Origin of the sequence: Aquimonas sp. (assembly GCF_044377145.1) — a bacterium.
Classification (GTDB): Bacteria; Pseudomonadota; Gammaproteobacteria; order Xanthomonadales; family Xanthomonadaceae; genus Aquimonas.
In genome coordinates, this window is record NZ_JBILJQ010000002.1 from 161,699 (window position 1) to 176,870 (window position 15,172).

Annotated in this window: 19 protein-coding genes; 6 read left to right on the plus strand and 13 right to left on the minus strand. The window is 67.8% G+C overall.

The genetic code is table 11. From position 1 onward, the window contains the following. Positions 1–168 precede the first annotated feature (168 nt). From ACIQ7H_RS01590 to ACIQ7H_RS01620, 7 genes are read right to left on the minus strand one after another with little or no spacing between them, the layout of a single operon-like run. Positions 169–768, minus strand: coding sequence for a pyridoxamine 5'-phosphate oxidase family protein (locus ACIQ7H_RS01590; RefSeq protein ID WP_395787683.1), 600 nt, complete (start codon positions 766–768; stop codon positions 169–171). Position 769: 1 nt separating this feature from the next. Continuing rightward, the gene (locus ACIQ7H_RS01595) at positions 770–1,657 is read right to left on the minus strand and encodes a VacJ family lipoprotein (RefSeq protein WP_395787686.1); all 888 of its coding nucleotides are present in this window, start codon (positions 1,655–1,657) and stop codon (positions 770–772) included. Continuing rightward, entirely contained in the window at positions 1,654–1,971 is a 318-nt protein-coding gene (locus ACIQ7H_RS01600) for a lipid asymmetry maintenance protein MlaB (protein ID WP_395787688.1), read from the minus strand. The genes ACIQ7H_RS01595 and ACIQ7H_RS01600 overlap by 4 nt, the downstream gene beginning before the upstream one ends. Further along, complete coding sequence (locus ACIQ7H_RS01605; protein WP_395787690.1) at positions 1,958–2,581, minus strand: phospholipid-binding protein MlaC; 624 nt, start codon at positions 2,579–2,581, stop codon at positions 1,958–1,960. The genes ACIQ7H_RS01600 and ACIQ7H_RS01605 overlap by 14 nt, the downstream gene beginning before the upstream one ends. Before the next feature lie 10 nt (positions 2,582–2,591). Then, positions 2,592–3,089, minus strand: coding sequence for an outer membrane lipid asymmetry maintenance protein MlaD (gene mlaD / locus ACIQ7H_RS01610; RefSeq protein WP_395787692.1), 498 nt, complete (start codon positions 3,087–3,089; stop codon positions 2,592–2,594). 7 nt (positions 3,090–3,096) lie between these two features. Continuing rightward, positions 3,097–3,837, minus strand: coding sequence for an MlaE family lipid ABC transporter permease subunit (locus ACIQ7H_RS01615; RefSeq protein WP_395787694.1), 741 nt, complete (start codon positions 3,835–3,837; stop codon positions 3,097–3,099). Beyond that, positions 3,830–4,684, minus strand: a complete 855-nt coding sequence (locus ACIQ7H_RS01620) for an ABC transporter ATP-binding protein (protein ID WP_395787696.1) — start codon at positions 4,682–4,684, stop codon at positions 3,830–3,832. The genes ACIQ7H_RS01615 and ACIQ7H_RS01620 overlap by 8 nt, the downstream gene beginning before the upstream one ends. Positions 4,685–4,967: 283 nt before the next feature. Here ACIQ7H_RS01620 and ACIQ7H_RS01625 point away from each other — a divergent pair, with 283 nt between their 5' ends. Then, positions 4,968–5,852 (plus strand): rhomboid family intramembrane serine protease, encoded by an 885-nt coding sequence (locus ACIQ7H_RS01625; RefSeq protein ID WP_395787698.1) that lies wholly within the window; start codon positions 4,968–4,970, stop codon positions 5,850–5,852. Here ACIQ7H_RS01625 and ACIQ7H_RS01630 read toward each other — a convergent pair. The 4 genes from ACIQ7H_RS01630 to ACIQ7H_RS01645 all read right to left on the minus strand — a co-directional run bounded on the left by ACIQ7H_RS01630 (position 5,829) and on the right by ACIQ7H_RS01645 (position 8,793). Next, positions 5,829–6,620, minus strand: coding sequence for a polysaccharide deacetylase family protein (locus tag ACIQ7H_RS01630; RefSeq protein WP_395787700.1), 792 nt, complete (start codon positions 6,618–6,620; stop codon positions 5,829–5,831). The two genes, ACIQ7H_RS01625 and ACIQ7H_RS01630, sit on opposite strands and share 24 nt — an antisense overlap. A 1-nt stretch (position 6,621) precedes the next feature. Beyond that, positions 6,622–7,545 (minus strand): hypothetical protein, encoded by a 924-nt coding sequence (locus ACIQ7H_RS01635; RefSeq protein WP_395787702.1) that lies wholly within the window; start codon positions 7,543–7,545, stop codon positions 6,622–6,624. 4 nt (positions 7,546–7,549) lie between these two features. Next, positions 7,550–8,098, minus strand: a complete 549-nt coding sequence (locus tag ACIQ7H_RS01640) for a class I SAM-dependent methyltransferase (RefSeq protein ID WP_395787704.1) — start codon at positions 8,096–8,098, stop codon at positions 7,550–7,552. Positions 8,099–8,163: 65 nt separating this feature from the next. Continuing rightward, complete coding sequence (locus ACIQ7H_RS01645) at positions 8,164–8,793, minus strand: DUF2238 domain-containing protein (protein ID WP_395787706.1); 630 nt, start codon at positions 8,791–8,793, stop codon at positions 8,164–8,166. A gap of 102 nt (positions 8,794–8,895) precedes the next feature. Here ACIQ7H_RS01645 and ACIQ7H_RS01650 point away from each other — a divergent pair, with 102 nt between their 5' ends. Further along, a complete protein-coding gene (locus ACIQ7H_RS01650; RefSeq protein WP_395787708.1) occupies positions 8,896–9,438 on the plus strand; it encodes a deoxyribodipyrimidine photo-lyase in 543 nt (180 codons plus the stop codon). 207 nt (positions 9,439–9,645) lie between these two features. Here ACIQ7H_RS01650 and ACIQ7H_RS01655 read toward each other — a convergent pair whose 3' ends face one another. Together ACIQ7H_RS01655 and ACIQ7H_RS01660 are read right to left on the minus strand one after the other, a co-directional pair. Then, positions 9,646–11,358, minus strand: coding sequence for a VWA domain-containing protein (locus ACIQ7H_RS01655; protein WP_395787710.1), 1,713 nt, complete (start codon positions 11,356–11,358; stop codon positions 9,646–9,648). A 74-nt stretch (positions 11,359–11,432) separates the two neighbouring features. Then, positions 11,433–11,855 (minus strand): MerC family mercury resistance protein, encoded by a 423-nt coding sequence (locus tag ACIQ7H_RS01660; protein WP_395787712.1) that lies wholly within the window; start codon positions 11,853–11,855, stop codon positions 11,433–11,435. Between the two features lie 84 nt (positions 11,856–11,939). Here ACIQ7H_RS01660 and ACIQ7H_RS01665 point away from each other — a divergent pair, with 84 nt between their 5' ends. The 4 genes from ACIQ7H_RS01665 to ACIQ7H_RS01680 are packed head-to-tail and all read left to right on the plus strand — an operon-like array spanning position 11,940 to position 15,076. Continuing rightward, positions 11,940–12,575, plus strand: coding sequence for a DUF2796 domain-containing protein (locus ACIQ7H_RS01665; RefSeq protein WP_395787714.1), 636 nt, complete (start codon positions 11,940–11,942; stop codon positions 12,573–12,575). Then, positions 12,572–13,309, plus strand: coding sequence for an ABC transporter ATP-binding protein (locus ACIQ7H_RS01670; RefSeq protein WP_395787716.1), 738 nt, complete (start codon positions 12,572–12,574; stop codon positions 13,307–13,309). Before ACIQ7H_RS01665 ends, ACIQ7H_RS01670 begins: the two co-directional genes overlap by 4 nt. After that, positions 13,306–14,559, plus strand: coding sequence for an FtsX-like permease family protein (locus tag ACIQ7H_RS01675; protein ID WP_395787718.1), 1,254 nt, complete (start codon positions 13,306–13,308; stop codon positions 14,557–14,559). The genes ACIQ7H_RS01670 and ACIQ7H_RS01675 overlap by 4 nt, the downstream gene beginning before the upstream one ends. A gap of 40 nt (positions 14,560–14,599) precedes the next feature. After that, positions 14,600–15,076, plus strand: coding sequence for a DUF3299 domain-containing protein (locus ACIQ7H_RS01680; protein ID WP_395787720.1), 477 nt, complete (start codon positions 14,600–14,602; stop codon positions 15,074–15,076). The last annotated feature ends 96 nt before the right edge of the window (positions 15,077–15,172 follow it).

Sequence of the window (15,172 nt, forward strand, 5' to 3'; positions counted from 1 at the left end):
CCGGGCTAGCAGCCTGTCGGACTTTGGTTGGCCGGGCTGCAAATCCGCCTGCGCGGTCCACTTTTCCGCCGATTCTTGACCAAGAGAGCCCACTCGGCCTGCGAATCGTCGAAAAACTGTCCTCGCGCAGTCGAATTTTCGCCTCGACCCCCAAAGCCCGACAGGCTGCTAGGGCTGCAGCCAGCACCCGGCCCAGCCGTTGCTGCGCTCGAAACAGGCGCGACGATGACCCCGGTGGCCGAGATGCAGCCAGTCGATGCGGTCGAGCCGTACCTCGACCCGTGCAAATCGAGGCCGGATCAGCTCGGATTCCGCCGCGCTCGGCAGGCGCTGTTGAAGCTCAGCGGGCAAGCCGCTGCCGGGCTGTTCAAGCGGCGTACCGGGCGGCTGCAGGGCGTGATAGCCGCGACGACCGAAGTCGGTGGTGTGCTGCCAAGCGGCGTCGACCGCCGCACCTTCAGTGTGCAGCTGCGCGCGCCCACTGCAGCGCACTTGCAGGGCGTCGCCAAAAAAGCACCAGCTGACCCGCGGTTCAGCGGCGATTTCGGCGCACTTCGGCGCTCGCGTATCGGTATGGAAAGCCAGCAGGCCGTGCTCGGCATCGGCGCTGCGCAGCACCACGTAGCGCGCCTGTGGGCCATCGACGTTGATGCTCGCCAGGACCCCCTGGTGGAAGGGCGAATCGCGACGGGCCGCGCCCTCGATCAGAGCGGCCCAGGCTTGATGCAGGGCCGCCGGCAGGCTGTCGATCGCGGCCGAGTCGCTCATCTCAGCGACGGAAGTTGTCGATGTCGACGTCGGGGATCTCGTACTCGTACTCGGGCAGCAGGTAGTCCGGCAGGTCATCGCTGCAGTCGACGATCTGGCAGTGACGGCGCTGCATGTAGGCGTCGCGGATCAGCAGGTATTCGTCTTCCGCTTCAGCGAGCATGCCGTCGAACTGCAGCGCACTGGCGCGGGCATCGACGCCGTAGACGAAGGTCACGCCCGCGCCGTACTCGTCGGCCAGCCAGCTGATCGGACTGACCCGCGTATTGACCAGACGCGCGCCGACATCGCGCACGGTGCCGGGGCCGAACAGCGGCATCACCAGATAGCGCGAGCGCTCCCAACCGTAGCGACCCAGGGTCTGGCCAAGATCGGCGTCGCGGTAGGGGATGCTGGCGGCAGTGGCCGGGTCGAAGAATCCGGCCATTCCGAGCGTGGTGTTCAAGGTGAAACGACCGAGCGCGGTGCCGGCCTGGCCCGGACGGCCCTGCAGCAGCAGATTGACCGCCGTCAGCGGCTGCCCGAGGTTGCTGAAGAAATTGCGCACGCCGGTGCGAACCGGCGCCGGGGTGATGCGCTGATAGCCCTTGGCGACGGGCTTCAGCGCGATCCGGTCGATGAACATGTTGAAGCGATGCATGCGCCGGTTGAAGCGCTCCCAGGGGTCACCGTGGCGGCCGGCACCCTCACTGTTGCGGACGTCGCCCTGCGTAGTCGCATCCACCGGCAGGTCCATGCTGGGCCCCCAGCTCAGCATGGCGGTCGGCGCCGTGCCGGGCACCTGCGCGGACGGGCTTGGCTGGGTTTGCGCGTTCGAGCTCCACGACAGCAGCAGCGCCAGGCCAAGGCTCGGCAGCAGCATTCGAAATGCGAGGGGATTCGTTTTCATTGCTTCGTTCCAGTAGGGTCTGCGTCCAGGTCCACGCGATGGGCCGCGCAGATGGCGCGAAAGCGCGCCGACACCGGCGCCAGCGTCAGCGCCTGGCCGCGCGCGGCGGCCTGCTTCTGCAGCAATCGCAGCGCGGCGACGCCGGCACTGTCGATCTCATCCACCGCCGCCAGATCGATCCGGCGGATGCCGTCCATCAAGCTTGAACCGCGTCCGTGCAGCTCACCGGCCTCGGCCAGGCCCAGACGGCCGGACAGGCGCAACACCTCGCCGTCGCGCTCGGTCTTCAGTGCGCTGGCCTCAGCCTTCGACATCGATCTCGCCGCGGTTGAGGCCTTCGATCACCTGATCGAGATTCTGCCGTCGCAGACGCTCATCGAACTGGGTGCGGAAGGTCTGCACGTAGGAGACACCCTCGACGATCACGTCGAACACCAGCCAGTTGTCGCCGACGGGGCGGAACAGATAGTCGATCTTGACCGGCGCACCGCCGCGGCGATGGACTTCGCTGCCGACGCGGACGATCTGGCCGCCGCGCAGTTCGGACTCGCCGTTGACGCGGATCTCGATGGTGGGATCAGCTTCCAGCAGGGCCGCGCCGTACTTCTTCAGCAGGCTCTTGACCAGCGCATCGGCGAACGCGCTGACCTTGGCCGGGTCGGCACCGCGGCTGTGCCGACCGAGCACCAGACGCGCTGAGTATTCGCGGTCGAACAGGGCGTTGAGCTCGGTTTCGACGAACTGCTCCAGCTTGCCGCGGTCGGCGCTGAAGGCTTCACGCTGCTCGACCAGCTGGGTCAGCACGTTGCGGGTGCGCTCTTCGACGATCGCCGCCGGGCGCGCGCTGGCGGCGGTGGCGGCGCTGGCGGCGGTGATCAGCAGCAGGGCAAGGCTGCTGGTGCGAAACAGATTCATCAGACGCATGGGACTCTCCTTATTCCGTGGCGCTGGGGGCGCTGTCGGACTTTTCGTCCGCACCGCCGTTACCGAACATGAACTGGCCGATCAGCTGTTCGAGCACGACCGCCGGCTGAGTGAGCAGGATCTCGTCGCCCTCCTTGAGCGACTCGGCGAAGCCGCCGGGGGCGAGGCCGACGTAGCGATCCCCCAGCAGTCCGCTGGTGTAGATCGCCGCGGCGGTATCCGACGGCAGCTCTCCGGCGCTGGCGCTGATGCGCAGCGTGGCGATGGCGTCGAAAGTCACGGGATCGAGCACCACGCTGGCGACTTCGCCGACCTTGACGCCGGCGATCCGCACCGGCGCGCGGGGTTTGAGTTCGCCTGCGTTGGTGAAGCGGGCGATCACGTTGTAGCTGTCGCCGGACAGGCCGTCCTTCGAATTGGTGGACGCGAACGCCAGCACGAAGGCACAGGCGAAGCCCATCAGGATGAAGAAGCCGACGCTCCATTCGGTTTTGCTTGAGGTGGCCATGGCGATCTCAGTAGAGGGTGGCGCTGAGGATGAAATCGAGGAACAGCACCATCAGCGAACCCATCACCACCGAACGCGTGGTCGCGATGGAGGTGCCTTCGATGGTGGGCGGCGCGTGGTAGCCGGAGTAGGTTGCGATCAGCGTGGTGACGATGCCGAAGAAGATCGACTTGACGATGGCCTGGCCGAAATCATCGACCAGGTCGATGCTCTGTTGCAGCGAGCTCCAGTAGAAGCCGCTGTCCAGGCCCAGCACCAGCACGCCTTGAATGTAGCCGCCAAGAATAGCGAAGGCGCAGAACACCATGGTCAGCACCGGCAGGCTGATTACGCCGGCCAGAAACCGCGGCGCCACCACCTTGCGCACCGGATCGATCGCCATCATCGACAGCGCGGTGATCTGGTCGGTGGCGCGCATCAGCCCCAGCTCCGCTGCCATCGCCGAGCCGGCGCGGCCGCAGAACAGGATCGCCGCCAGCACCGGCCCGAGTTCGCGATACAGAGTCAGTCCGAGCAGGGTGCCGAGTGAGCTGCCCGCGCCGAAGGTGCTCAAGGTGCGATAGCCCTGCAGGGCCAGCACCAGGCCGACGAACGCGCCGCCGACCGCGACGATCGACACCGAGCGCGAGCCGATCGAATACACCTGCGCTGCGGTATCGCGCATGAAGCCGTGGCCGGGCCGGATAGCACCCAGAATCCGCAGCAGGAACAGGCCCATGCGACCGAGGCCAGTGAACAGCTCAGACACGGCTTACCTCCGCACGCGCGCCACGGTGGTAGTCGAAGCCGATCGGGCCGTCCGGCGCGCCGTCCAGAAACTGGCGCAGCAGCGGGTCGGCGGTGGCATTGAGCTCGGCCGGCGCGCCGGCGAAGGCGATGCCGGAATGCGCCACCACGATGACGTGATCCGCCATCGCCAGGCTTTCAGCCACGTGATGCGTGATGACCAAGCTGGTCAGGCCCAGGCTGTCATTGAGATTGCGGATCAGCGACAGGATCACCCCGCAGGCGATCGGATCAAGCCCGGTCAGCGGCTCGTCGTACAGCATCAGCGGCGGATCCAGCACCAGCGCGCGCGCCAAAGCCACGCGGCGGGCCATGCCGCCGGACAGCTCCTGCGGGCTCAAGTCACCCGCCTCGGCCAGGCCGACTGCGTTCAATTTCATCTCGACCAGCTCGCGCAGCAGGGCTTCCGGCAGGCGGGTGTGCTCACGCAGCGGCAGGGCGACATTCTCGAAGGTGGAGAGATCGGTCAGCAGGCCATTGCCCTGCAGCAGCACACCCATGCGCCGACGCAGCCGGAACAGTTCAGCGGTGCTGCGGGTCGGGTGCTCATGATCCAGCACGCGGACGCGGCCGGCGCTGGGTTCAAGCTCGCCGGTGACAGCATGCAGCAGGGTCGATTTGCCGGCGCCGCTGGGGCCGATCACCGCCGTCACCTTGCCGGCGGGCACCACGACACTCGCCTCACGCAGGATGACCCGCGGGCCGCGGGCCAGGGTGACGCGGTCGAATTCAATGGCGTTGGCGCTGCTGATGGGTGTCGCTCCGTCGCGGGTGTCTGCTGCGCGTGAAGCGCGGCAGCGGCTGGGCATTCGAGAATGCGGCGCATCTTAGCGGCTGCTGCGCAGCCGAAAGGGTAGGGCTGGCTTAGTGCGGCGCGTTCTGGACTGTAGATCCGTCGCCGGACCAAGCGCCTGCCGGCGGGGCGAAAACGACACAAAAAGTCAATAAATCATTAGCTTGCGTGTCGACGATCGTCTCTACTCGCGATCCGTCTCGGATGAAGCCCGGCTGAAGCGCGCCACCCGGCCCGTACTCGGCGCCATCCTGCGCCGCCCTTGCGCCCAGCGTCCGCCGCCCCAACCCGGTTCAAGCATGGACTTACCTCTGCTCGAAACTCATCCCGACCCCGTCGCCCAGGCGGCCCACGACCGCCGTCGCTTCCGTCGTGCCCTGTTCATCAGCGGCGGCTTTATCGTCCTGCTGTGGTGGATCAAGGCCTTCGAACTGCTGTTCGATACGGATTTTGGCGTGGTCGGCAACCGACCGCGCGACCTGCTCGGCCTGATCGGCATCGTCACCGCGCCGCTGCTGCACGGCTCGGTCGCGCATCTGATGTCGAACACCTTGGCCCTGCTGGTGCTGGGCACGCTCGCGTTCGCCTCGTTCCCAAAAGCCACCCTGCGCAGCCTGCCCCTGATCTGGGTCGCGGCAGGCGCACTGGTGTGGCTGTTCGCGCGCGAATCCTTCCATATCGGCGCCAGCGGGCTCAGCCACGGCTTGATGTTCCTGCTGCTCACACTCGGGGTGCTGCGGCGTGACCGCGTCGCCATCGCGACCAGCTTCATCGCCTTCTTCCTCTACGGCGGCATGCTGCTGACGGTGCTGCCACGCGAGCCCGGGGTGAGCTGGGAATACCACCTGGCCGGTGCGCTCTTCGGCGTACTGGCAGGTGCGCTGGGGAGCCGCGCCGACCCGCTGCCCCCGCGCAAGCGCTACAGCTGGGAAATCGAGGAAGAACTGGAAGCCCAGCAGCGCGCGCTCGACGCCGCGACCTGGGAGCCGGCCTCGCCAACCGACGTGCAGCCGCTGTGGCAGGGCCCGGGCCAGGCCGCCCGCGATGCCGCCGCCGCCCCGATGCGCGGCGTTGTGGTGAGCTTTCCGCTGCGGATCGAAGCGGACGAACGGCGGGACCGCGGCGTAGGCGCGCGGGGGGAATCTGCGGAAGCGCCGGAGTCAGACGGACCGGAGCAACGCTGACAGGCTGGCGTCATCGCGCCAGTCACGGCCGCTGACGAATCGAGGCAGTGCCCAGCGATCGTCAGCAAGGCCAAGTGCGCGCGGCTCGGTGCTGAAGGCCGCCTCCAGGCCAATCTCCGGGCCGCGCTGTGGCAGCCACTGCCGGCGCAGGTAGTCACTCATGTCGCCAAACGGGTACGCGAAGTAGCGTGGGCGGCGCCCGACCACGCGTTCGATCTCGACGCTGGCGGCGCTGATCTCGGCCTCGGCTTCGGCCGCCGTTTCAATGTCCAGAAAGCTGCCGCGGCGGTTGTCGCGCTGGGCGCTGCACTGGACCAGCGGGTGGTTGTGATCCCAGCTGTGGTTCTCCAGATCCATCAGGCCGGAGTGCGCCGCAGCACGCCACCAGGCATCGCACATCAGATCCGGCCCATAGGCGTCGACCAGGCCGGCATCCAGGTCGACTCGCGCCTGCGCGGATGCGATCACGAAGCTTGACGCCTGCAGCTTGGGCAGACGCATGCGCGCGGCAACCAGCACCGACAGCATCGACGGCAGCCGGCCCAGCGTCGGATGCTGGATCGATTCGCCATCCATGCGCGTTCCGTCATCGAAGGTGATCGCCACGCCCTCAGCGCAGGCGGGGTCCAGCAGATCGGCCAGCGGCAGCACCGGCATACCGATCTCGGCCAGCAGGGCGAGGTCAGCCGCAAGCCCCAGCAGATCAGCGCCGCTGCGGTTCCACTGTTCGAGCCGGGTGGCGTGGTAAGTGAGGATCAGTCGGGGCACGTCAGGGGCTCACTGCGCCATCGCGCAACAAATCGGGAAAGAATGCGTGGGCGATCGACCAGAACCGCCAGCCGCTCGGATCGCGTCGGATCGAATCGCTGAGCATCTGCGCGAAGGCGCGCACCTGGTCCTCGATCGCGAGCCCCTGCACCTGGATGAACTCTATCCGGCGCTCACCGCTGTCCAAGTCGGTGTCCGTGTTGAACAGATACACCGGCGCGCCTGCCGCCTGCGCAATCTCGAACATGTTCTGCGCCAGCCGTGTCGGCAGGCCAGCCAGCTCGACTTCGATCGCATCGCGCCGGTTGGTGGGCATGTCGCACAAGCCGAAGCCACAGTCGCCACGATCCAGAATCTGCCGGATCGCCTCGGCGGCATTGCCGCGGTACACCAGCGGTCGCCCCGCGGCAAACGCGATCAGCTTGTGCCGCAGACGCACGTAGAGGTTGCCGAACAGCGAGGAGCGGCTGAGCAGTGGTCCAAGCTGGGGCGCCACGATGTTCGGGTACAGGCCGAGGGACTTCGCGTAAGGCAGAAACCAGTAGCCGCAGCCATGGTGGGTGCCGATGAACATGATCGGGCCGTGCGCTGGCAGCGGATCGCCTGAAACGCGCAGCCAGCGTCGCAGGTAGCGCTTTCCGCGCATCGGCACCAGGAAGCAATCCATGTGTTCGATCAGCAGGCGCCAGCGCAAACGGCGCGCGAACGCAGCGCGGTCCGGCGCGAAGCCGGCGCGATGCGCGCGCACCTCAGACTCGTGGATTTCCTCGACATACCAGCCGGGCCAACGCGACAGATAGCGCGTGATGCGCAGGGTCGCGCGCCACGGCAGCAGGGTCAGGGCCATGGGTAGCAAGAACAGCTCGATCGTCTCGCGGGCCCGCTTCAGCCAGGCCTTGGGGCTGAACAGATTGGGCGGGCGCATCGATTCAGCGCTTCACGCAATCGAGGTAGAGGCTGATCGCGTTGTCCGGGCTGCGCAGGTCAAGCCCGCGCAGCTCGACGTAGTCGCTTTCGTTGTAGCTGACCCGGCGCACCTCGAATCCAGCCGGCTCCAGCAGCGCACGCAGGGTTTCCTCGTCGTAGAAGCTGCGCTGGCCGGCAAAGGTCAGCGCCGCATGCATCAGCTCGCCAAGCGTACGTGTTTGCAGAGGGATGCCGACTTCACGTTCCCACAGCTCAAGCACGCGCGGATCGCGTCGTTGGTAGTGGTCCACCAGCACGGCGAGGTCAGGAGTCAGCAGTCGCAGCACGCCGCCAGTCTTCAGCACACGATGGCAGTCGATCAAATGATCCCTGGCCTGCGCGAACGTCAGCTGGCCGATGAAATCCTCCGACTGCAGGAAGTCGGCATAGGCATCGGAAAACGGCAGCGGCTGCGAAAGGTCAGCGACGACATCCGGCTGCCAATGCGCGTCGGCATCGACGTGCAGCCAGCCGGGAAATCGCACGCCGCCTGCGCCCAGGGAAATCTTCATGCGAACTCTCGATGCGCGCGGCGACGGCCGCAAGAAAGGCGCCAGAGTCTACTGGATGCGTGGGCTCACGCCGCCGGCAGCTGCCGCGCATGCCAGCGCGCCAGCAGCAACTGGGCGATGATCGCGCCGCACAGGGCCAGGAACATGTCCCACTGGGTGTCCCAGACATCGCCCTGGGTGGCGAGGAAGGCATCGGCCGCGCCGCCCCAGATCAGCGCGGCCCACCACTCGATCATTTCGAAGAATGCGGAGAACGCGAGGCAGGCCGAGGTGACGAGGTAGAACAACCAGGCGCCCGGCTGCAGCGGCGTGCGGCGCAGCAGCAGTTCTCGGCCGAGGATGGCCGGGATGAAGCCCTGGGCGAAGTGGCCGAGCCGGTCATAGTGGTTGCGCTGGAGATCGAAGGCGTCCTGCACCCACAGGCCGAGCGGTGTTTCGGCGTAAGTCCAGGCGCCGCCGTAGACCAGGATCACGCAGTGCAAGGCGATCAGCCAGTAGAGCAGCCGGGTCAGCGGGAAGCGCGCGCGGGTCAGCATCAGCAGCGGCAGCGCGAGGACGACCCAGACCACCTCCATCATCCAGGTCAGGCGGTCGGTCGGGTTCAGGCCCGACCAGATCAGAGCGCCGAGGATCAGACCGACGATCAAGGTGAACTCGCGTCCTGACGGAGTGCTGCGGGGTGTGCCAGCGAGCATGCGGGTGACCTTCGGAAATCAGCGCACACAGTGGCGAAGCGCCGCGCGCGCCGCAAGCCGCGCTTCACGCACGCCCGATGCGGCGCAGGCAAGACTGCGGCGATGTCGACGCCCACGACCCTGGTCTGGTTCAAACGCGATCTGCGCGTTCAGGACCACGCACCGCTGCACGCCGCCGCGGCGCGCGGCAGCGTGCTGCCGCTGTATGTGATCGAGCCCGAGGACGTGGCGCCGCGCCACTGGCAGGTGCTGCGACCGGCGCTGTTCGAGCTGCGCGCCGCACTGGCTGCGCTCGGCCAGGCTTTGATCGTGCGCGAGGGCGAGGTCTGCGCGGTGCTCGATGCCCTGCATCGGGCACAAGCCTTCGACGCAATGCACGCGCACGAGGAAACCGGCAATGCCTGGACCTATGCCCGCGATTGCGCGGTCGCGGCCTGGTGTCGGCGGCGCGGTGTGGCGTTACGCGAGTGGCGGCAGTTCGGCGTGATTCGTGGGCTCAAGCGTCGCGTGCGCTGGGCGAGCCAGTGGGAGCGGCTGATGCAGATGCCGCCGACTGCCGCGCCGCTGACAGGGAGAGTTGTTCTGAGCGCGGGTGCGCAGCCGGCGTTGATGCGGGCCGCGCCAGAGTGTTGGCAGCGGCCGTGACAACAGACACCGACGCGCCGGGCCTGGGCTGATCGCTTTTCGCGCACGCCGGGCACCCCCGCTACCGACGGGTGCGCGCCCTGTTGAATGCGCGCCCTGGCTCAGAAGCTCGGTGCCTGCCCTCTGTGCCCGAGTGCCAGAGGGCAGGCGGGCCAGCGTCGACGCACGGCACCATCGGAATCTGCAGCGCAACGAACCCCGCCCCACTCAACGCACGCGCAGCGCCTGCCGATACAGCACCTTGCCGTCACCGCTGACAAAGCGCAGCTCATAGTCGCCGGGCTCGGTGGGAGCAGCCAAGCTGTAGCTGGCATCGTTCTCGGTGACATAGGCGTAACGGCCGGACCAGCTGCCGTCGCTCGAGCCGACTTCGGCAAAGCCGACCCAGTTGCCGCTGCCCGCCGGACCGCGCGCTCGGAAGGCAAGCTCGCTGCCGGCTGCGGCTTCTGCAGGCGCGTCGATGCTGATTTCGGCGGCGATCACCTTCAGCGGCTGCGAGGCGGCGACGGCTTCGGACTCGTTCAGCACGTAACGAATTTCGTAGTCGCCGGGTTCGGCAGGTGCGCGCAGCGTGTAACTCGTCTGCCCGGCCACCGGACGCGTGTAGTCGTCGTAGCTGCTGGGGGCGCTGCCGGCTGTGGCGATGCCGATCCAGTGGCGATTGTCGACCGGGCCGGCGGCTTCGACCTCGACCCGCGCGCCGGCAGCCACTTCGGCCGGACCGCGCACATAGACCGTTGCCGCGTTGACTTTCACCGGGCGGCTGGCCAGCACGCGCTCGTTCTCATTCAGCACGTAGCGCAGCTCGTACTCGCCGGGCTCGGCGGGCGCGCGCAGCTCGAGTTCGCTGGTGGGCCCGGTCGGGCGCTTGTAGTCGAGATAGACGTTCGGCCCACTGCCCTTGGGCGCGAAGCCGATCCAGTGGCTCGGCGACTCCGGCCCGCTGGCGCGCACGGTGACCAGTGCACCGGCTTCGAGTTCGGCCGGCGCATCAAGGCTGGCGACGACTTCGGTGACCGCCAGCGGGCGCCGCGCCAGCACCGCGAACTCGCGCAGCGGGCTGATGTAGCGCAGCTCGTGCGGGCCGACCACAGCCGCGGTCTCGAGGGTAACGCCGCCCTCGGTGGCGTCCTTGACCCAGGCGAAGCGCAGCTCGCCGGCGCGGTCCGGCGCATTTGCAGCGAACAGGCCGATGTAGTCGCCGTCGTCGCCCGGGCCCTCGAACTGCACGCGCAGCTGGCTGGCCGCTGGTGCGCTGTCGGGGGCAGTCAGGCTGGCCGTGGCGGGCGGCAGCGCGGGTTCGGTGCTGACCGCCACCACCGCGCCGAGCGCTCCGGTCAGTTCAGCGGCATTGCGGGCGTTGAAGTAGCGGCCGCCGGTGTTCTCGGCCAGGCAGCGCAGCTGGGCCTGGTGCTGCGGGTTGGCGACATCGAAACCGATCACGTGCGCGGTGAAATCGACCCCGCTGGCTTCGAGTTCACGACCGACCTGGCAGGGATCGAGGTTGCAGGTTTCCTCGCCGTCGGAGACCAGGATGACCGTGGCCTTCTGTTCGCTGTGCTTGAGCGCGTCGGCGGCCTGGATAACCGCGGCCGACAGCGGCGTCATCCCGACCGGGTTCAGCCCACGCACGGTGCGCATGTAGCCGGCGGCATCCAGCGGGCCGGGCGCGATCAGGGTCTCGATGTCGGCGCAGTCGCCCTTGCGATTGTGCCCGTAGGCAACGAGGCCGAGCGCGGTGTCGGGCTTCCAGTCGCGCACCAGGCCATCGACGGTGTCGCGGGCGATCTCGATCTTGGTGACGCCGTCGATTTGCCCCCACATCGATCCGGAGGCATCCAGCACCAGCATCACCTGGTCATCGGCAAGTGCAGGCAGGGTCAGGGTCAGCGCAGCGGCAAGCAGGGTCGGGCGCAGCATGGTCAGCCTCGGTGGTTGCGGTGTGGGCGGGAAGGATACGCAAGCCGGGCGACAGTTCCGACATCGGTCGGATCTCAGCGGCAGCGTCGCCAGCCGCGCAGATGCACGAAATGACCGAACGCGATCAGGAGGGCGCCGCCGCTGACCGCCGGGATGCTCCAGAAACTGTGCGCCAGCGCGGGCCACCACAGGCCGGCGACAACGCCGGCGGCGCCGGTCAACAGCGCAGCGCGCGCGAGGTTGGAGCGCAACCGTCGCCATGCCAGCAACAAAGCCAATGCGGCAAGGCTCAGGCTGGCGCCGGCGATCCAGCGTTCGGCGTACAGCAGCCAGGCGTAATCGGGTGCGGCGTAACGCAGCTGCAGCCACAGCGCCGGAAAACTCAGCAGCACCACTGCGGTGGCAATACAGTGCAGCGCGCACAGCAGGGCCAGCGACAGGCCAAGCCGGTCGGCCCAGACGGCCGCAGGGGAACCGGCGCTGCTGGCAGTGGTCATGCGCGTGCTCCTCACGGGGACGATTTTGATAGCGCTATAACATATCACCATGAGCTGTTCACCGAACCCGCCGAGAGAACGCCCATGCACCGTCTGCCCCTCGTCCTCACTCTGACCTGCCTGATCACGCCTGCCCTGGCGACCGAGGGGAGCCGCGCGCAAGCAGCCCATGAACACGGCGCTGCGCAGCTGGATATCGCGCTCTCCGGCAGCACGCTGGAACTGCAGCTGGAGGGCGCCGCATTCAATTTTGTCGGCTTCGAGCGCGCGCCCGAGTCGGTCGAGGAAATCGCCCGAGTCGATGCCGCGAAAGCGTGGCTCGGCGATGGCAACACCCTGTACGCCCTGCCCAGCGCCGCCGCCTGTGTTGCCGGCGTTCCGCGGGTACAGGCTGAGTTGCCGCAGCCCGCGTCTGCATCCGTGCACGATCACGACCATGCCGATCACGACCATGCACACGACGAACATCAGCACGTTGAGCACGCGGACGGTCACGCGCATGCCGAGCACAGCCATGACGATGCGCACGCGGGCCACAGCAACTGGCGCAGCTACCATCGCTTCGACTGTGCCAAGCCGCAGGCGCTGAACGCGCTCACCCTGAGCCTGTTCGCGCACTTCCCCGAGCTGCAGCACATCGATTACCAGTTGGTCACCGACACCACGCAAACCGGTGGTCGGCTGACGCCCGCCGACAACGAGATCCCCCTGAGCCGATGAGCCCTGACCGCGCCGAACGCACTGTCGAAGCCCGCACCGACGCACTGCGTCTGACCCACCTGCGCTTCAGCTGGCCGGGCGATACGCGGCCAACGGTGGCGATCGATGCGTTCGCGCTGCGCGCGGGTGAGCGGGTTTTCCTGGCCGGCCCCAGCGGCAGCGGCAAGAGCACCCTGCTGGGTCTGATCGCCGGCACCCTGCGGCCGCAGTCCGGCCAGGTCGCGATTGCAGGCGTGGATGCGCAGGCGCTGGCGCAGCGCCGCCGCGATGCGCTGCGCGCCGACCACATCGGCGTGATCTTCCAGCAGTTCAACCTGCTGCCGTTTCTGTCCGCGCTCGACAACGTGCTGCTGTCGGTGCGGTTCTCCAAGCGCCGTGCCCAGCGTGCCGCGGCCCGCGACGGCGGCCCGCGCGCGCAAGCGCTGCGGCTGTTGACCGCGCTCGGTCTGCAGGCGGAGCTGATCCAGCGCCCGGCCGCGCAGCTCAGCGTTGGCCAGCAGCAGCGGGTGGCGGCCGCACGCGCTTTGCTTGGCGCGCCCGAACTGATCCTGGCCGATGAGCCGACCTCGGCGCTGGATGCCGACCGTCGGCGTGAATTCCTCGAACTCCTGCTCGGCGAATGTGCCGCGGCCGGCAGCGCCCTGCTGTTCGTCAGCCACGATCGCGCGCTGCAGCCCTGGTTCGATCGCAGCGTCGAGCTGCTCAGCCTGCAGCCGCAGGAGGCATCTGTATGAGCGCCCTGATGCGGCTGGCCTGGGCCAGCCTGGTCAATCGCCGGTTCACCGCCCTGGTGACGGTGGCCACCATCAGCTTGAGCGTGCTGCTGCTGCTCAGCGTCGAGCGCCTGCGCAGCGAGGCCCGCGACAGCTTTCTGCGCACGGTCTCGGGCACTGATCTGATCGTCGGCGCGCGCGCGCATCCGGTGCAGCTGATGCTGTATTCCGTGTTCCACATGGGCGATGCCACCAACAACGTCAGCTGGGCCAGCTATCAGGAGCTGGCGGCGCGCGACGACGTGGCCTGGACGGTGCCGATCAGCCTCGGCGATTCGCACCGCGGCTACCGCGTGGTCGGCACCACGCCGGCATTCTTCGAGCACGTGCGCACCGGCGGTGACCGCGCCCTTCGCTTCGAGCAGGGTCAGGCGTTTGATGGCCTGTTCGAGGCCGTAGTCGGCGCCGAGGTCGCGCAGGCGCTGGGCTATGCAGTTGGCGATCCCATCGTGCTCGCGCACGGCACCGGCGCCTTCACGCCCAATCAGCACGACGATCGGCCCTTCACCATCGCCGGCATCCTCGCGCGCACCGGCACGCCGATCGACCAGAGCGTGCACGTCAGCCTGCAGGCGATCGAGGCGATCCATCTCAACTGGCGCTCGGGAACACGAATCGGCCGCGCGCCGGATGAAATCCCACCCGAACGCCTGCAGCCGCGCTCGATCACCGCGTTCTTCGTCGGCCTCGAATCGCGCATGGCGACCTTCAACGCCCAGCGCGCGATCAACGAATTCCGCGCCGAGCCGCTGACCGCCTTGCTGCCCGGCGTGGCCCTGCAGCAGCTGTGGTCGATGCTGGGCATGGTCGAGAAGGCCCTGCTGCTGACCGCCGCCTGCGTGGTCGCGGCCGGGCTGCTGGGCATGCTGGCCGCGCTGCTCGGCACCCTGAGCGAGCGCCGCCGTGAGATGGCTATCCTGCGCGCGCTGGGCGCCGGGCCCTTGACCGTATCGACCCTGCTGCTGCTTGAAGCGATGCTGCTGACCGTAGTCGGCGTGCTGCTCGGCCTGCTGCTGCTGCACCTCGGCGCCCTGCTGGCGGCACCGATGATCGAACGCGCCACCGGCATCGCGCTCAGCCTCGGCTGGCCCTCGGTCGGCGAACTGAAACTGCTGGCTCTGGTGCTGGGTGCCGGCGCCGGGGTTGGGCTGATCCCTGCCTTTCTGGCCTATCGCCGCTCGCTGGCCGACGGCATGATGGTTCGCAACTGAAGCCGCAGCGCTGCGGCTCCCCACTTTCCGGATACCCGAGATGACCCGCGTTCTGTGTGCCCTGGTTCTGTCCCTGCTGATCGCCCCGGCCTTCGCCGAAGACCGCACCTTCGACTGGCTCGAACTCATCCCCGAAGAGGAGCTGAAGGCGCTGCAGGATGCGCCGGTGGTCGATCACGCCGGTGAGCCGGTCGCGCCGGACTACACCGACTCGCAACCGGTGCTGGCGCTGAACGGCGCCGAGGGCAAGCTGCCCGGCTACATCGTTCCGGTGACCATTACCGAAGACAACAAGATCAGCGAGTTCTTCGTGGTGCCCTACTTCGGCGCCTGCATTCACGTACCGCCGCCGCCGCCGAACCAGATCGTGTTCGCCAAGCCCGACGAGCCGATCGAAATGACCGAGATCTGGGCCGCCTACTGGGTCTACGGCAAGATCGAAGTCAAGCCGACCCGCAACAGCGTGGCGCAGTCGTACTACACGATCGACGTGCAGAAAGTGGAGCCCTGGGAGTAGGGACGACCCATTCACCCAGATCGACTTCGGCGCGCAACTCGTTCTCCTTCGCGGCCATCGACCGGGCGAGTCAGGGTCGAGTTGTGCAGCGGATGA

Excerpts from the sequence above, each read along its gene's own strand:
- ACIQ7H_RS01655 (WP_395787710.1), bottom strand. The coding sequence starts at position 11,358 with ATGCTGCGCCCGACCCTGCTTGCCGCTGCGCTGACCCTGACCCTGCCT.
- ACIQ7H_RS01600 (WP_395787688.1), bottom strand. The coding sequence starts at position 1,971 with ATGTCGAAGGCTGAGGCCAGCGCACTGAAGACCGAGCGCGACGGCGAG.
- ACIQ7H_RS01625 (WP_395787698.1), top strand. The coding sequence starts at position 4,968 with ATGGACTTACCTCTGCTCGAAACTCATCCCGACCCCGTCGCCCAGGCG.
- ACIQ7H_RS01650 (WP_395787708.1), top strand. The coding sequence starts at position 8,896 with ATGTCGACGCCCACGACCCTGGTCTGGTTCAAACGCGATCTGCGCGTT.
- ACIQ7H_RS01620 (WP_395787696.1), bottom strand. The coding sequence starts at position 4,684 with ATGCCCAGCCGCTGCCGCGCTTCACGCGCAGCAGACACCCGCGACGGA.
- ACIQ7H_RS01605 (WP_395787690.1), bottom strand. The coding sequence starts at position 2,581 with ATGCGTCTGATGAATCTGTTTCGCACCAGCAGCCTTGCCCTGCTGCTG.
- ACIQ7H_RS01595 (WP_395787686.1), bottom strand. The coding sequence starts at position 1,657 with ATGAAAACGAATCCCCTCGCATTTCGAATGCTGCTGCCGAGCCTTGGC.
- ACIQ7H_RS01635 (WP_395787702.1), bottom strand. The coding sequence starts at position 7,545 with ATGCGCCCGCCCAATCTGTTCAGCCCCAAGGCCTGGCTGAAGCGGGCC.
- mlaD (WP_395787692.1), bottom strand. The coding sequence starts at position 3,089 with ATGGCCACCTCAAGCAAAACCGAATGGAGCGTCGGCTTCTTCATCCTG.
- ACIQ7H_RS01640 (WP_395787704.1), bottom strand. The coding sequence starts at position 8,098 with ATGAAGATTTCCCTGGGCGCAGGCGGCGTGCGATTTCCCGGCTGGCTG.
- ACIQ7H_RS01590 (WP_395787683.1), bottom strand. The coding sequence starts at position 768 with ATGAGCGACTCGGCCGCGATCGACAGCCTGCCGGCGGCCCTGCATCAA.
- ACIQ7H_RS01660 (WP_395787712.1), bottom strand. The coding sequence starts at position 11,855 with ATGACCACTGCCAGCAGCGCCGGTTCCCCTGCGGCCGTCTGGGCCGAC.
- ACIQ7H_RS01645 (WP_395787706.1), bottom strand. The coding sequence starts at position 8,793 with ATGCTCGCTGGCACACCCCGCAGCACTCCGTCAGGACGCGAGTTCACC.
- ACIQ7H_RS01675 (WP_395787718.1), top strand. The coding sequence starts at position 13,306 with ATGAGCGCCCTGATGCGGCTGGCCTGGGCCAGCCTGGTCAATCGCCGG.
- ACIQ7H_RS01680 (WP_395787720.1), top strand. The coding sequence starts at position 14,600 with ATGACCCGCGTTCTGTGTGCCCTGGTTCTGTCCCTGCTGATCGCCCCG.
- ACIQ7H_RS01665 (WP_395787714.1), top strand. The coding sequence starts at position 11,940 with ATGCACCGTCTGCCCCTCGTCCTCACTCTGACCTGCCTGATCACGCCT.
- ACIQ7H_RS01670 (WP_395787716.1), top strand. The coding sequence starts at position 12,572 with ATGAGCCCTGACCGCGCCGAACGCACTGTCGAAGCCCGCACCGACGCA.